At 59.1% G+C, this 15034-nt stretch carries 15 protein-coding genes; 7 read left to right on the top strand and 8 right to left on the bottom strand.

Translation table 11 applies throughout. The features are described from left to right. Positions 1 to 26: 26 nt before the first annotated feature. The gene (locus P9L99_06365) at positions 27 to 431 is read right to left on the bottom strand and encodes a DUF2914 domain-containing protein (protein ID MDP8222964.1); all 405 of its coding nucleotides are present in this window, start codon (positions 429 to 431) and stop codon (positions 27 to 29) included. 138 nt (positions 432 to 569) lie between these two features. Between P9L99_06365 and P9L99_06360 the strand changes: the two genes are divergently transcribed. Continuing rightward, on the top strand, positions 570 to 1526 hold the full coding sequence (locus tag P9L99_06360; protein MDP8222963.1) for a hypothetical protein: 957 nt from the start codon (positions 570 to 572) through the stop codon (positions 1524 to 1526). 1 nt (position 1527) lies between these two features. On the opposite strand, the gene P9L99_06355 is transcribed toward P9L99_06360, so the two are convergent. Further along, positions 1528 to 1851 carry a hypothetical protein gene (locus P9L99_06355; protein ID MDP8222962.1) on the bottom strand — a complete coding sequence of 108 codons (324 nt, stop codon included), beginning with the start codon at positions 1849 to 1851 and terminating at the stop codon, positions 1528 to 1530. 146 nt (positions 1852 to 1997) lie between these two features. Between P9L99_06355 and P9L99_06350 the strand changes: the two genes are divergently transcribed. From P9L99_06350 to P9L99_06330, 5 genes are all read left to right on the top strand, one after another. Further along, on the top strand, positions 1998 to 3158 hold the full coding sequence (locus P9L99_06350) for an LL-diaminopimelate aminotransferase (GenBank protein MDP8222961.1): 1161 nt from the start codon (positions 1998 to 2000) through the stop codon (positions 3156 to 3158). Positions 3159 to 3272: 114 nt separating this feature from the next. Beyond that, a complete protein-coding gene (locus P9L99_06345; protein ID MDP8222960.1) occupies positions 3273 to 4331 on the top strand; it encodes a fibronectin type III domain-containing protein in 1059 nt (352 codons plus the stop codon). Then, positions 4328 to 5008 (top strand): MXAN_2562 family outer membrane beta-barrel protein, encoded by a 681-nt coding sequence (locus P9L99_06340; protein MDP8222959.1) that lies wholly within the window; start codon positions 4328 to 4330, stop codon positions 5006 to 5008. The genes P9L99_06345 and P9L99_06340 overlap by 4 nt, the downstream gene beginning before the upstream one ends. Beyond that, a complete protein-coding gene (gene truA, locus P9L99_06335; protein ID MDP8222958.1) occupies positions 5005 to 5892 on the top strand; it encodes a tRNA pseudouridine(38-40) synthase TruA in 888 nt (295 codons plus the stop codon). The genes P9L99_06340 and truA overlap by 4 nt, the downstream gene beginning before the upstream one ends. Continuing rightward, entirely contained in the window at positions 5889 to 7127 is a 1239-nt protein-coding gene (locus tag P9L99_06330) for an FHA domain-containing protein (protein ID MDP8222957.1), read from the top strand. Before truA ends, P9L99_06330 begins: the two co-directional genes overlap by 4 nt. A 39-nt stretch (positions 7128 to 7166) precedes the next feature. Here P9L99_06330 and P9L99_06325 read toward each other — a convergent pair whose 3' ends face one another. The 6 genes from P9L99_06325 to P9L99_06300 form a co-directional block, all read right to left on the bottom strand. Further along, complete coding sequence (locus P9L99_06325) at positions 7167 to 8609, bottom strand: NAD-dependent succinate-semialdehyde dehydrogenase (GenBank protein MDP8222956.1); 1443 nt, start codon at positions 8607 to 8609, stop codon at positions 7167 to 7169. Positions 8610 to 8650: 41 nt separating this feature from the next. Beyond that, positions 8651 to 8947, bottom strand: a complete 297-nt coding sequence (locus tag P9L99_06320; GenBank protein ID MDP8222955.1) for a hypothetical protein — start codon at positions 8945 to 8947, stop codon at positions 8651 to 8653. A gap of 16 nt (positions 8948 to 8963) precedes the next feature. Further along, positions 8964 to 10199, bottom strand: coding sequence for a hypothetical protein (locus tag P9L99_06315; GenBank protein ID MDP8222954.1), 1236 nt, complete (start codon positions 10197 to 10199; stop codon positions 8964 to 8966). Then, positions 10196 to 11026: an ATP-binding cassette domain-containing protein gene (locus P9L99_06310; GenBank protein ID MDP8222953.1), complete on the bottom strand. Its 831-nt coding sequence runs from the start codon at positions 11024 to 11026 to the stop codon at positions 10196 to 10198. Before P9L99_06310 ends, P9L99_06315 begins: the two co-directional genes overlap by 4 nt. A 27-nt stretch (positions 11027 to 11053) precedes the next feature. Then, a complete protein-coding gene (locus P9L99_06305) occupies positions 11054 to 12133 on the bottom strand; it encodes an ABC transporter substrate-binding protein (protein MDP8222952.1) in 1080 nt (359 codons plus the stop codon). A 102-nt stretch (positions 12134 to 12235) separates the two neighbouring features. Then, positions 12236 to 13033: an ABC transporter permease gene (locus tag P9L99_06300; protein MDP8222951.1), complete on the bottom strand. Its 798-nt coding sequence runs from the start codon at positions 13031 to 13033 to the stop codon at positions 12236 to 12238. 428 nt (positions 13034 to 13461) lie between these two features. Between P9L99_06300 and P9L99_06295 the strand changes: the two genes are divergently transcribed. After that, entirely contained in the window at positions 13462 to 14970 is a 1509-nt protein-coding gene (locus P9L99_06295) for an NYN domain-containing protein (protein MDP8222950.1), read from the top strand. Positions 14971 to 15034: the final 64 nt, after the last annotated feature.

Raw genomic sequence — 15034 nt, 5'->3', positions numbered from 1 at the left:
GGCTTATTCCCAGGTTGCCAAGGCCGTTACTCGGCGGGGGCGGTCAGTTCAAAAGATTTGCGGGCTAGTTCCCGGCCGGAGTCGGTTTTTACGACCACTTCCCATTTGCCCAACCACGCCGGGCTCATCTGCTTGGCGGAAAACGTGCGCCACTTCGGCGACGTCCCGGCGGTGAGCGTCAACCGGCTGATGAAGGCGTCTTGGTAGTACCAGTCGTGATGAATCTCCGCCGGTTCACCAGGGTTGCTGATCGTCGTGTGGCAGTAAAGCCAGCCGATGTCGGCGGGGAACGTCGTCCCGGTATCGATGGGTTCGCGATCGACGACGCGCTGGCAGAAGGTAACATCGACTACACTTAGTCCCTGCGCCGCGGCGGCATAGACACATGCCGATACCAACGCCAACCCAATCAGGACAATGGTCTTTTTCACACGGCCTCCAGGTAGCACAGTCAAGATAGATACGCTCCCGGTTTCGAGCAAGTTTAAACGTAAAAAAAATGGACCGGCCACGCAACAAAAGGTTCCGCTTTCGTTGCGACTGGCCTTGCTTCGTGTTAAAACATGCCCATGCGTTACATATACTTTCTGCCGTGTCTTGTGTTGTTGCTCGTCGCCTGCGGCGGACCGCCGCCCCCGTCGGACACAAATACATCCGGCGGCGACCCCGCTTACCACTTCACCGCCGGGGATGTTTTCGTCGTCGATTTCGCCGAGCGACTCACCCACACGCCGCGCACCGATGCCGAAGCGCCCAGCACCCATTCCACCTACGTGCGCCTCGATATGCGCGTGGTGGAGGTCGACAAACGCGGCGCGGCTCACCTGCATTTTGTGCCGACCGAGTCGCGCTACACCGTCACCGAAGGCGACCGGCCGCCGATCGTGCAGGCGGGTGTCGTCGACCGCGGCCGCGACCGTTTCGACTTATCGCCCGGCGTGCGCTACCTGCGCGATATCGGCGACTACGGCCTGCATGCCCTCGTCGACGCAACGGGCCGATGGCAACGCGATTTTCGCGGCGGCCCACCGCCGGCCGATTTTCTCAGCCGCGAACAATGGTCGCAGCCCCCGGCGGGCCTAACGATCTACCCGCGCCGGGAAATGAAGCAGACGATTCCGACCTTGATGGGGGCGTACCTCCCGACCAACTGGCGCAAGCAGCCTGAGTGGTCGCTGCCTTTCGAACTCGCCCCGCCCCCACCGATGACCGGCTTGATACCGCTGGAATGGGTTTGGCGCATCGCGAAGCGTGAAGGGTCGCATTTGTTTCTGGGCGGAACGTTTCGGAAAGTCGGCAAGGAGTCGGCGAAATCGCCCTTCGGGTTGGTGCAACTGGGCGACGTGACGATCGCGCTACGCTTTCAAAACGCGTCGTACCAGGCACGGTTCGATCTCGAACTCGGCCTGCCCATCGAAACGCGGCAGGAATTCCATTGGGCGACGCAGCGCTACGTCGACGGTTTCGGCGAGGTGATCAGCGATGACGCCCAGGTGTTGACCTTTCGCCTGCGGCCGCGTCAATAAATCACAAAAAGCGATCCAACCATTGCCCGGCCTGGCCCAACACGGTTTGCCGCGTGGCTGGTATGTGGCGATAGGCGCCGATCAGCATATACACGAAAAGAATCGCCGATACGAAGAGCGCCACGAGGTTCGGCAACGGTGATCTGTCGCGTACGCGCAATACCTTTAGGGTAATCGGGTCGGTGAAAAACCGCACGATGGTGTAGAGGGCGAAGAAAAGCAACACGCCGATGACGACAAAAAACACTTGGCCCAAAACGGTTCCCAGATCGCCGGAAAAACCGCTGACCAAAAAATTGTGCATTTCGTCCAAGATCTTCCGCACGCGCGTTTCGTCTCCCCTTTTCCGAACGCCGCCACTGTAGCAACCGCCACGTTCTCGGGCAAGCAAAGGCGGGGCGGCAATTGCGTTGCCTCGCGTCGTATGATAGGACCCAACTTCACGCAACAAAAAGAAAAACAGGAGAAAAGATGCGTCGCTCGATCCAAACCCAACGCCTCACGAGCTTGCCGCCGTACCTGTTTGCCGAACTGGACCGCCAAAAAGAGCTCGTCGCGGCGCGCGGCGTGGATATCATTGACTTGGGCGTCGGCGACCCGGACCGGCCCACCCCGGAACCCATCGTGTCGGCCTTGATCGAAGCCGTGCGGAATCCGGCCACGCATCGCTACCCGTCATACCAGGGCATGCGCCCCTTTCGCGAAGCTTGCGCCGGGTACATGAAGCGACGTTTCGGCGTCGAACTTGATCCCGAAACCGAAATCTGCGCTCTGATCGGCTCCAAGGAAGGCATCGCCCACGCCGCGCTGGCGTTGGTCGAAATCGACGACACCGTGTTGATCCCCAGCCCCGGCTACCCCGTCTACCGGGCCGGCACGATTTTCGCCGGCGGCAACCCGGTGGATATGCCGCTCGCGGCCGAAAACAGCTTCCTACCCGACTTTTCCGGGATTCCTAAAGCCGTCGCCTCGCGCGCGACGGTGATGCATCTGAACTATCCGAATAACCCGACCGGCGCGACCGCCAACCTGGATTTCTTCGCCGAAGCCCTCGCTTTTGCCGCGCAATACAACATCACGCTGTTGCACGACGCCGCCTACGCTGAAATGGGGTTTGGCGACTACCGCGCGCCCAGTGTGCTGCAAGCGCCCGGCGCCATGGAACGGGCCGCCGAATTCCACAGTTTTTCGAAAACCTTCAATATGACCGGCTGGCGCGTCGGCTTCGTAGCCGGCAATGCGGAGATCGTGCAGGCCATCGGACGCGTCAAAACCAATGTTGACTCCGGCGCGTTCGAAGCCGTGCAGCAAGCGGCTGTTGCCGCGCTTAACATGGATCCCGCTATCCGGCACGCCATCGTCGAGGTCTACCGCGAGCGGCGCGACCTGGTGCTGGCCGGATTGCGGCAAGCGGGTTTCGACGTGCCCGACCTCAAGGCGACCTTTTACGTTTGGTTCCCGGTCCCCGGCGGCGACAGCGCGGCGTTCGCGGACGATTTGCTCCAAAAAACCGGGGTTGTGGTCACGCCGGGGGTCGGGTTTGGCGCCGCGGGCGAGGGCTACGCCCGGATCGCGCTTTGTCAGGAAAAAAGCCGGCTGGTCGAAGCGATGGATCGCCTCGTGAAACTTTGAACTTTCCAGCAGTTCGATGGGTCCAAGGCCCGAGCGTGCTTGACCGCGCTATAGGCTGCAAGTAGGATACGGTGGAACATCTGGAAGGGTGAATCCCGACACGGGAGCAGGAATATGATCAAACAGGCCGTTTTAGGCTGTGCGGTCGTCTTTGTGGTGTTGATGGCGGCCGGTTTGGCCCAGGCCGAACTGACCGTAGACATTATCAGCACCCAGCCGACCGACGGCTCCATTGGCGAAGGCGAAACCGCCAAAGTATTTTGGCGCATCGAGTCCGACGGTTCGGGCACGTTCTCCCTGGAAATCGGCGGTGACGGCACCGAGGGCTCGGGCGATTCGGTCGCCGCTTCCGACGGCACGGGGTCGTTCACCGGAACCTTGACGTCAAGCACGACGATCAGCGCCGACAACGATTTCGGCGAAGGCGACGGTTCCTATACGATATACGTTATCGCCACTTCCGGCACCGAAACCGCTTACGCTTCGACCGCTATCTCGCTGGACACGCCGCCCGACCGCGTTTCCGGTTTGTCGGTCGGCCGCGGCGACGGCAAACTCTTCCTCTCGTGGGATCCGGTGGATGCCTCCGACTTGTCTTATTATCTCGTCTATTACGGCACTTCCTCAGGTGTGGACGCTTTCGACTACGACGGCATCGACGCCTCCGAGGGGGTCAGCCCGATTGATGTGGACAACGTGGATGAATTCCAGCTTTCCGGTCTGGAAAACGAAAAAACCTACTACGTGCGGGTGTCGGCCGTTGACGAAAGCGGTACCGAGGGCGAACTGTCGGAAGAAGGCGGCGGCACGCCGACTGAAACCGTCGGCTTCTCGGAGCTTTCCGGTGACGAGGGTGGCTGTTTCATTGCAACCGCCGCCTGGGGCGACTACGACCACCCCTTGGTCGTGGAGTTGCGGCTTTTCCGCGATCACGTGCTGGCTCATTCTTCGGTCGGCCGCGCGCTGGTGCAGGCGTACTACCGGGCGAGCCCGCCGCTGGCCCGTCGTTTGGCGTCGCACCCGGGCGCTCGAGCCGCGGTCCGCACTCTGTTGACACCGGTGGCCGCGGCGGCCGGTCTGGAAGCCCGTCGGCCCGGGCTGGCTTTGCTGCCGCTCCTAATGGGTCTGTCGTTGGCGTTTGTGATGTTGCGCCGCCGGGGGGTCAGTCGATGAAACGAAGCTTTCTGTTAGTCGTGCTTATCGCCGCGCTGCTGGTCGCCGGCACCGCCTGGGCTCAAGAGCCGGAACGACAGGATCGCCATTGGCAGGAGAGTCCGTTTTGGGGGACTTTTGGCTTCAACATCGGCATGCTCTTCTTTGACGATGACGGTTACGCAGACGTTTACGGTGAAAAGGGTGTGGCGTTTTACCAGATGGCCGCCAGTTGGAAGATCGTTCATCACCTGGAGTTGGTCGGTAACATCAGCTATGGCTTTGCGGAAGGTCACGGCATTTCGCCGCAGGATCAATCCAAGACCGCCGAAAAATACAAACTGCATATCGCACCGGGCGGTCTGGGGTTGTTGTATCGATTCAATTTCGGCCTCGATCAGCCCGTGGTGCCCTACGCCGGGGCCTCGGGCGTTTTGTCGTACTGGTTTGAGGAAAAGCTCGACAGCAGTTGGAAACGCCGCTCGTACAATTACGGCGCCCAGGCGTACGGCGGCTTGATGTTCCTTCTCGACAACCTGGAAAAACGCGCCAGCGGCGCCCTAGAAGCCGAGTGGGGCATCAACAACACTTACCTTTTCTATGAATTTCGGTACACGAATCTCGACAACTTCGGCGAAGAAAACATCGTCGACCTGTCGAGTCAATTCCACTCGTTGGGAATTCTGTTCGAATTTTGAGCCGCATTGCCGCCCCCGCCGATTGCAACCGTTCGTACTTGGTGCGCGCGGCATTCGACGGCACGGCGTACGTGGGCTGGCAGTACCAACCCAACGGGTTGAGCGTCCAGGAAGCTCTGGAAACCTCCTTCGAAAAAGTCACCCAACAGCCCGTGCGCCTACGCGGCGCCGGCCGCACCGACGCCGGTGTACACGCCCTGGATTTGCCAGCTGATTTTACGTTGCCATTCGACTTGGACCTACCCCGCCTGCTCACAGCGTGGAATGCGGTCACGCCGCCGGACATCACGATCCACGACATCCGGCGCGTACCCGAGGGCTTTTCGGCCCGGCATCGCGCCCACCGGCGCCACTACCGTTATGTCGTATTGAATCGTCCTTTCCCGAGCCCGTTTTTGTCGCGTTATAGCTGGCATATTACCGACGAACTGGATATAATCTCTATGCAGCAGGCCATGGTTTCACTTGTTGGTGAGCACGATTTCTCTGCATTTCGTGCTGCCAGTTGTGAAGCCGCACACCCGGTCAGGCGCATCGTGACGGCCACTGTTCACGATATGGTTACCGTTGGCGCGTGGGAACGGCACGCCGATTGGTGGCCTTTCGCCGGCAGTGTGGAAGGGGGCCTGCTTTGTTTTACAATCAGCGGCACGGCTTTTCTGAAGCACCAGGTTCGGGCGATTGTTGGTACGCTTGCGCTCGTCGGCCGGGGGAAGGTGACACCGGGGGAATTTGCGGATATCCTGGCGTTGCGAGACCGTAGCTGCGCGGGTCCTACCGCGCCGGCGCACGGCTTGACGTTGGTGGGGGTGGCTTTCCCCCCGGATGCTTTAGGAGACAGTAACGGTACCGGCGCTCAGGGTGCCGGCGGAGGTACGGAATGAGTCTGCAGGACGAACTCGCGACTCTCCAACAGGAGAAGGAGAGCTACCTCGAACGTATGCAGAAACTCGAGGCGCGCCGTGACAAGGTGCGTCCCGAGCTGTACGAAAAGCTGCGTGGCGAAATCGACGAGAAGACCATCGACGTGGAAGCCCGCATCGCCGACGTACAGCGCCGCATCGAGGAAGAGCGTGAACGTGAAGAAGCGGAGCGACGCGCCGCGGAGGAAGAAGCCCGCCGCCAGGCCGAGGAAGAAGCCCAACGTCGCGCCGAAGACGCCGCACACCATCTAGTCACACCCGAAACGGTGCGCGACCGAGTCGTACAGAAATACGCGGCCGAACTCGAAGTCGCCCAAACCGATTGGCAGAAGCAGGTCGCGGACAAAAGGGCCGAATGCGAGGATTACATCGTCGCGCGGGGCAATCAACGTGCTGCCTTCGAAAAGGAAATCGAAGCCGCCAATTCGGAACTGGAAGAGATCGACCTCCGCGCCGAAATCGGCGAGTTCGAAGATAACGAAGCCGAGTACGAAAGCCTCAAAGACGGCGCCCGGCAAAAAATCGAAACGGCTCAAAAAGAAGTGACCGTCGCCGCCGAAGATATCGAACAAGTCGAAATTCAATTACAGGAACTCGACACCCTGCAAATGCCCGTTTTCGCCGACCAGCTCGTGGAAAAATACGGGGAAGAGGTCGAGCAGGAATTGGTAGCCGAAGCGGCCGAAGCCGCAGCCGAAGAGGAAGAAGTCTACGAGCCGGTATCCGAAGAAGACTTCGCCGGCGGCCGCATCGTCGCCGAGGAAGAAATCGAATACGGCGAAGACGGTGAACCCCTCGTTACCGAAGTGGAAGAAATCTTCGAGGACGAGGTGGAACAGGGCTTCTTCCACGACGCCGACGTCCGCGATCGCCGCCTGATCAGCACGACGATCAATCCGTGCCTCATTGAGGAAAAGCCCGACGGGGGTACGCGGGTTCACAACCTCGTGCTCACCGGCACTTTCGCCGGCGGCCGCACCATGATTGGCTCGCAGGAAGACTGCGACGTCTACCTACCCTACCCCGACGTCGCCCCGAAGCACGCGTGGATCAAGGTCGACCGAAAAGGGACGTTCTATCTCAAGGATCTGGGCGGCGGCACGTACGTCAACGACAAACGGGCAAAGAAGGTCCAATTGCACAACGGCGACCGCCTACGCATCGGCAACGTGACCCTGACCGCGCATTTGATGTAAGAACATTTCCGGCAAATTATTCGACGCCTTATTGCGGCATCAGTACGCGACGGTGATGTATTTGGTTTCCAGACATTCGTCCAACCCCTGCCAGCCGCCCTCACGGCCGATGCCGCTTTGCTTGAAGCCACCGAAGGGACACTCGGGTACCGGCGTCAAACCGTCGTTCACGCCGATGACACCGCACTCCAACGCCTCGGCCACCCGCACGGCGCGCCCCAAATCGCGGGTGAACACGTAGCCGGACAATCCGTATACCGAATCATTCGCCGCCCGAACCACAGCCTCTTCCTCCGTAAAGCCCAAAATCGGCGCCACGGGGCCGAAGGTTTCTTCCCGGCAGACGACTAGGTCCTCGGTGGCGCATTTCAACACGGTCGGCGCGTAGAAGAGCCCGCGTTCCCAGCCGGGAACCTCGACGGGGCGGCCGCCCGCGAGGCACTCGGCCCCGGCTTGGATGGCGTCCTCGACATGCCGCCGCACCTTGTCGAATCCGTCGCGATCGATCATGGGGCCGATATCCGTCTCCGGCGACAGACCGCCCCCAACGCGAAGATCTTGCACGGCGGCCACGAGCTTGCGGCAAAACGAGTCCAGTATTTCTTCGTGAACGAAAATGCGGTTCGCGCATAGGCAGGTTTGGCCGCTGTTGCGGAATTTCGAGACAACCAATTGGCGCACGGCGTGATCCACATCGGCGTCGGCGAAAACGATAAACGGCGCGTGCCCGCCTAATTCCAGAGAAACGCGCTTGAGTTGGCGCCCCGCCCCGGCCGCTAGTTCCCGCCCCACCGCCGTGGAACCGGTGAACGTGATCTTCGCCACGCGGGAATTGGCAACGAACTCCTTACCCACCGGCGACGGGTCGGCGACGGTAATTAAATTCGCCACGCCCGCAGGTAGGCCGGCGGCCGCGAAAATTTTAAACATCTCAATCGCGGTACACGGGGTTTGCTCGGCGGGTTTAACGACCGCGGTGCAACCGGCGGCGAGAATCGGCGCGACTTTGCGGGCCAGGATGGCAACGGGCAGGTTCCACGGGGTAATCGCCGCGATCACTCCCAGCGGTTGGCGAATCACTAGCCGTCTTTTACCGGGCGCATTGCTGGGAACAATTTCGCCGCGGGCTCGCTTAGCCTCTTCGGCGAACCAGATGAAGAACCCGATGCCGAAATCGATTTCCGCTCGGGATTCGGCCAATGGCTTGCCGTTTTCGCGGGTCAAGATGGTCGCCAGCGTTTCTTTGTTCGCCCGCATCCGGCGCGCGATTTCGAGCAGAATGTCGGCCCGCTTCTGCGGCGTGGTTTGCGACCACTCCGGAAACGCATCGTACGCCGCGGCAATCGCCGCACGCACGTCATCGGAAGCGGCATCGGAAGCCGCGGCAAACGGTTCGGACGTGGCGGGGTCGTCCACCATGAAGACGCGGTCGGTCCGCCGCCATTCGCCGTTGATAAACAACGTGGCAATTGTCTCGTTCATCGTTACCTCGCGCTTGCTGATTCGGTCGACTGCGACCGTTGTCAGGGCATGAAATCCCGCGCTTCGCTGACAGCCTCGATACAGATTTGCAGCGAGTAGCTGAAGCCCGGCATTCCGTAAAAGCGAAGCGGGTATACGCGAATGGCGTCCATCGCCTCGCCCATGCGCGCTTTGTCGAATTCGAACAGGAACAGGGCACGCTTACCCTCGCTGATAACGGGGTAAAGATAGGGGCCGCGCATGACGACGCCCGCAGGCCACTGGATTTCCTGTTTGAACCGTTTGCCCATTTCCGGCGAATACTCCGGCAAATAAGCGATCTCTAGTTTGACAATCATTGTCGTCTCCTTTCGATTACGGTTGGTCGGGCTCGACGACCGCGGCGCCGGACGGGGGCTCCAAGCAATCGGAAGCCCCGCAGGTGGGGCGAGGGTCCAGGCCCAGGGTCTTCCACGTCGCGGCTTTTTCCTTGCACAGGCCGAGCCGTTGCTGTGGCGCAATGCGACGGATGTAATCGATGATCGTCGCGAAAATTTCGCGCCGGAAATCGAAGGGCAGCCGCCATTTCGCGCCGTCATCCAAGGTAAGCGGTAGATCAAAGAGGGGGGAGAAGGGAAAACGCCCCCGCGCCCTGTTAATCGGCTGCGGGTCGTCAAAGCGTAACGATGCCACGAGCAAGGGTTGCGGGTCGATTTCGTACTCCCGGTAAATAAGATCGACGAGGTGCTTGTATTCGGTCGCCCAATCTCCGATGGGAATTACGGGGTCGATACGCAAGCGAACCGCATAGCCGGCGGATTGCAGTTGTCGCGCTGCCGCCAGGCGCGCATGCGTTCCGGCCGTACCGCCTTCAAAGCGCGTGGCTGCCGTTACGGAATTCACACTGAAACCGGGTAGCACTCGTTTGGTGGCCCACGGATAGCGGCGTGCCGCGTTGAGCAACTCCGTGATCTCGTTGCTTTTGGAGAGCAGGATCAGCGTGGTCGCCGCGAAGTCGTCGTGGCCCAGCAGCGGAATGATATATCGCAGAAAACCGATCGTCGGCTCGAACGCGAACGAATCCATCATTACGCCCATGTTGAAGCGCGTGCACTTGCCCTGACGTAAATTGTCGGCTGCGATCTCTCGCATCCGCGTGGAGATGTCCTCGTAGTTGATGTTCAGCTTGATGATCGTGGGCACCGACCGCGCCCAGATGGAGCCGTGCAGAAAACAGTATTGGCAATTGAACACGCAGCCGTTGGCCATGACGTGCAGATAGTGAAATCCGTGGCAGATCATTCCCTTTTCATCGGTAAACTTTTCGACGATCCGCCCGTCGCGCCGGGCGCCGATCGCCAGTACGCGTTTGCCTATGCCCACCGCTTCGGACGAATCATCCGCCAGGGGGCGATCTTCACCCAGCTGCTCGCGGAAAACACGTGCGATCGTCGTCGCTTCGAAGTCGTCGACGTACGTCGGTTTCCGCCCGGGAAACTGATCGAGGACGCCTCCGACCCGCGACAAGTACTCTTGCTGCGCCTGCCGCTCGACCAAAATATGTTTGACGGCAACGCGAGGATCCAACGTCCGGTTTTGTGAGGCCATCATGGTACCGCCTCCGATAAATTTTTAGTTGCTGGGTCGCCGCTCAATCCCAGAAGAGCGCGGGCCCGCGACATCGCCGCCAGGAATTCCTCGCTCTGAATGAACTCTTCCGACCGGGGTTGCGGCGCGCCGACAATCACCCGTCCGGCTACCCGCGCCGGCAAAGACGTGAGCACAACGATCTCGTCGGACAGGTAGATGGCCTCGGCTAGTGAGTGAGTAACGAGCACCAACGTCGTTCCCAGTTCGTGCCACATGGGCGAGAGTTCGCAGTAGAGGCGTTCCCGCGTCAATTCATCCAAGCTGCCGAAACACTCGTCGAGCAGCAGCGCGCCCGGCTCCAGCGCCAGCGCCCGCGCGATCGCCACGCGCGATTGCATGCCGCCGGATAATTGGTTCGGGTAATATCTGGCGAAGGAGTCTAAGCCGAACAGTTCCAACAATTCGTCGACCCGGCGCAGCGATGCGGCGTTGCGCGCGCCGCTCAATTCCAACGGAAGCGCGACGTTGTCACGCGCGACGCGCCATTTCAATAACGCCGGATGCTGCGGCACCAACCCGAACAGCTTCTGCTCTCGGGCCGCTTGCGGCACCAGACCGTCGAAGAGAATCCGGCCGCCGGTGGGCCGCAGCAATCCGGCCATTGCCTTGAGAATTGTCGATTTACCGCAACCTGAGGGGCCCACCAACGCGATCCGGCGACCGGGAGTCGCGGCGAATTCGACGCGTTCCACGGCCCGTAAGGCTTCGCCGTTGAGGCCGGGATAATCCACGACCAGATCAGCGACGTCGATCGCGCTGCTGCGCGTATGTCTTGTTGCAGTCTGCAACTCTCCGCCTTGTTCGCCGGCTTCGGGCTACGGTTTGGGCGGCGCTGCAGGGGCGGTCGGGGCTGCGCCGTAAATTTCTTCCATAAAGCGATTGGTAAACACGGTTTTCGGATCGGGTTTTTTCTCGATCACGCCGCCTTGTTGGAACAGATCGATGACGTGGCTCCATTTTTCTTCGGTCATCCAACCCATGCGGCCGTCTTCCCGCTCCATGAATTCCTTAGTGCCCGCCGCGATACCGGCTTCGATTTCAGGGTCCAAGTTCGGTTTCAGCTTGACCAGAAGGCTCGCGGCCATCGCGGGATCGGCGTGGGTTTTGCGCCAACCGTCCAGCAAGCCCTTGATAAAGCGGGTCACGAGTTTCGGGTTCTCACGCACGAGCTTCTCGGAAGCGACCAAGATATTGCCGTAGCTGTCGATGCCGAAATCCGAGGGTTTGAACACATCTACCGGAATGCCCCTCTTCTTCATGATGAGCGGCTGGTAGTTGACGTAGATGGGTTCCAAGTCGACTTCGTGGTTCAGGAAAAGCTGCAAAGTGGTCGTGTTGATGATCTCCCGCACCTTCGAACGATCCAGGCCGTGCAATTTCATCATCGCCATGTATTCGTGCACGCTGTTGTGCCCGGGGATGAACCGCATGCGCTTGCCGAGTAAATCCTTGGGCTCTTTGATGCCGCTGTCGGCATGCACCAAAAAGCCTATCGGCGTTTTCTGCATCAGCGCCGCCACGGCGACAACCGGCTGGCCCTTCGACCGCGCGATCAAAAGTTGATCGGGGCTCGCAATACCGAATTGGTCTGAATCGGTGACGACCATCGTACACGAATCCAGTTGCGGGCCGCCCTCATGTACGGTGACATCGAGCCCGAGGTTCTTCCAAATGCCGCTGTCTCTCGCGACGTAGGAGCCCACGTAGTTGCCGTAAGCAAACCACTTCAACCGGATCGACGCCTTCTCGGCCGGGGCGGCAGCTTGGGGCGCCGCTTTACCAACCGCGGGTTTCGGGGTGGCGCCCGGCTTGTCTTTGCTGCAGCCGCCGAGAGCCGCTACCACGGCAAACGCCAACAATAAAACCAGGGCCGATTGCATCATTTTTCTCGCCATTGTCTTTCCCCTTCGTCTAGATTACCGATGCTTGCTTCAAGAATCGCTTCCCATTAAATAACCATACGTGCCCAATGCACTCCCCGGACCCGGGTCCCGCCGTTAACTCATTCGTGCTGTGTAATCACCCCAACCGTGTCGGCTCAAGACTCGTGTCGGCAAACTGACCAAGCTGTAAAACAAAACGCCGGCTATCGCCACGAAGGCAATGGCCGCGAACATTTTTTCCGTTTCCAGGCGATAGATAGACATGAGGAAAATGTAGCCGACCCCGGCGTCGGACCCGGCCAATTCGGCGACAATCGCCCCGACTATCGAGATCGTCGATGAGGCTTTGGCCGCGGCAAGCGCATAGGGCAACGAGGTTTGGATACGCACCTTGAGCAAAGTCTGCGTTGGTGTCGCACCCAAACTGCGCAGGTAATTCAGAATATCCGGGTCGACCGAGCGCAATCCGACCGTGGAGTTCACCAGCATGGGAAAGAAGCAGATCAGTGCAGCCATCAGGCATTTGCCGAACAAGCCGTTGCCGAACCAGATGATAAACAGCGGCGCCAGAACGACGATGGGCGTCGATTTCACCGCGACCGCCGCCGCCAGCCCCATTTTCTCCACAGAGGGAAAGCGTACAAAAAACAGCGCCAAACCGTACGCGATTGTATTGCCAACCAGGAAGCCGGAGGCAGCCTCGAGCATCGTAACGCTGGTCTGCGTCAGGTAGTAACCGAAATGTTGAATGATTTCGTTGATTACTTGGCTGGGTCGCGGCAGCAGGTAGACTGGTACTTCGAAATACTTGAGCGCGACCTCGGAGATCAACACGAAAAATCCAAGGGCGGCGGCGGCAACGAAATAGCCGATCGCCCGACGTCCCGCTGTTCTTACAAGCTGCAAACGCATCCCGCCCTTCGATGTTAAAAACAGAGGGTAACATTCACTACATGCATGCTTATATTTCAGTAATGGGGTATTTGTCAACGCATTATTTCATTAGTGGTATATTCTATGCTATTATTGACCTATTGCGCTTCGCTGAGGAAGTGTGCCTGCCCCATCGTCCGGTGAGATTTAATCGCCGATGCGTCGTCTTATTCGTGCACCCATCGGGCTTTGAGAAGTTATCTTTATACTCTTTTCGGGCCGCCGGTTATCGCTCGTTGACCGGTAACCTATAAGAAACAAACAAAAAAGACGCCTCCCGATCTTTTCCTCCGGCCTCCGCTAACTTGTCGAAAAGAGCTTTTATCGGATTGACAGATTCTCGTTTTGTCTTAGGTTAGGGCACGGGGCATCTGTTCTTTCTAAATATTTTTTAAGGAGAGGAAATCATGTTTAACGACACCGAGGCTCCTTTGCTCTTCAACCCTGGCAAGGAAACTGCTGCCGTGTTCATCGATTTTGAGAACATGCGGTTGACCGTCGAAGAGACCGGTGAAGAACCCTTTCAAATCGGCAAGGTTCTTGAGTACGTCGACCAAAACATTGGACGGGTCGCCATCAAAAAAGCCTACTCCAACTGGCATTATGTGAATCCTCATATGTACAATCTATTGGGGAACAACGTCGACCTCGTCCAAATTTATACACGCGGCACCCAGCGCAAAAATGCGGCTGATATCCGTCTGACCGCCGACTCGATGGAAACGCTATTTACGTTTCCGGCCATCACAACCTACGTGATCGTCGCGTCGGACTCGGACTATACCGGCCTTATTCTCAATTTGCGCAAATACGGCAAGAAAGTCGTGGGGATCGGCACGCGCCAACACACCAGCGATCACCTCGTGCGCGCCTGCAACCTATTCCGCTTCTATCGCACCATCGCCACGGAAAATCCGCACCTGCTGCGCGAAACCGTCGGCGACATGGATATGCAGGAGGCCAAGGATCTGCTCGCCCGCGCCATGCAACGCCACCGCTTCACCGATCGCCCGGCCGTCGGCCGATGGCTGCGTTGGCAGATGATCCAGTTGGCTCCATCGTTTGATGAGGCCGACTTGGGTTTCGCCAACTTCCGCGAGTTTCTCGAAGCCTGCAAGGATGTGGTGCGCCTGACCTACGACGATCGTTTCCAGGAAATGAAAATCGAACTGCTTGCCGGCCAAGGGCTAAAGGCCGGGGCTGAGAGCGCGGAGCGACCGGCCGCCACCGAAGACGGGCACGTTCCCGGCCATGACGGCCAGAGCGGCGACGACTCCATTGTCACCATCACGGACCGCGACCACGATCAACCCTCGAATTTTGCTTTCCAACACGACGACCCGCAAGATTACCCGCAGGATCCGAAAGACATCCGGCGGGGGGATTATTTGCGAACGTTGTGGTCGCCGCGTATCTACTTGTATAACCGCGAAATCGCCAAGCCCGTGATTTCCGAAATCTGCCGGATCAACGGCCCCGGCAACCCCATGAGTCAATACGAGTTGGAGGAATACCTACTCGGACCCTACGCGGAAGAGTTTCTGGCTAAGGCCGGTTTGCCGCATTACGAACTGACCCAGAAAACCATCTACGCCATCCAAAAACTGCTTTTCTGGGCGGGCGTGATTCGCTTTCTGGAAGACGACGAGTACAACTATTGGAAAAAACGCAAACGGGAAATCGTCAGCGGCTTCACTTCACCCGAGCAACTTCTGGAGGCGGTGGACTTACATTTAACGAAACACTTCGCCCGCTATATGCCGCTGATTCCCGAAGTACTGACGACAATTTATCAGGGTGCCGACGAGCGCGAATACGCCGAACGCCTCGTCTCGACGGCGCAACAAAACACAACCGAATCCGACGCCACGGAGCCAGAATTCGACGAGAGTTCGACCTCAGATCAGAGCGGTTGATTTTTACACACCGCTGTTGTAGCTTTCCACGTTCCGTGAGCTTGAATTAACAGGGGTTTTTTGC

It is taken from the genome of Candidatus Lernaella stagnicola, from assembly GCA_030765525.1.
In the GTDB taxonomy this organism is placed as follows: Bacteria; Lernaellota; Lernaellaia; order Lernaellales; family Lernaellaceae; genus Lernaella; species Lernaella stagnicola.
This window is presented reverse-complemented; position numbering and strand designations above follow the sequence as displayed.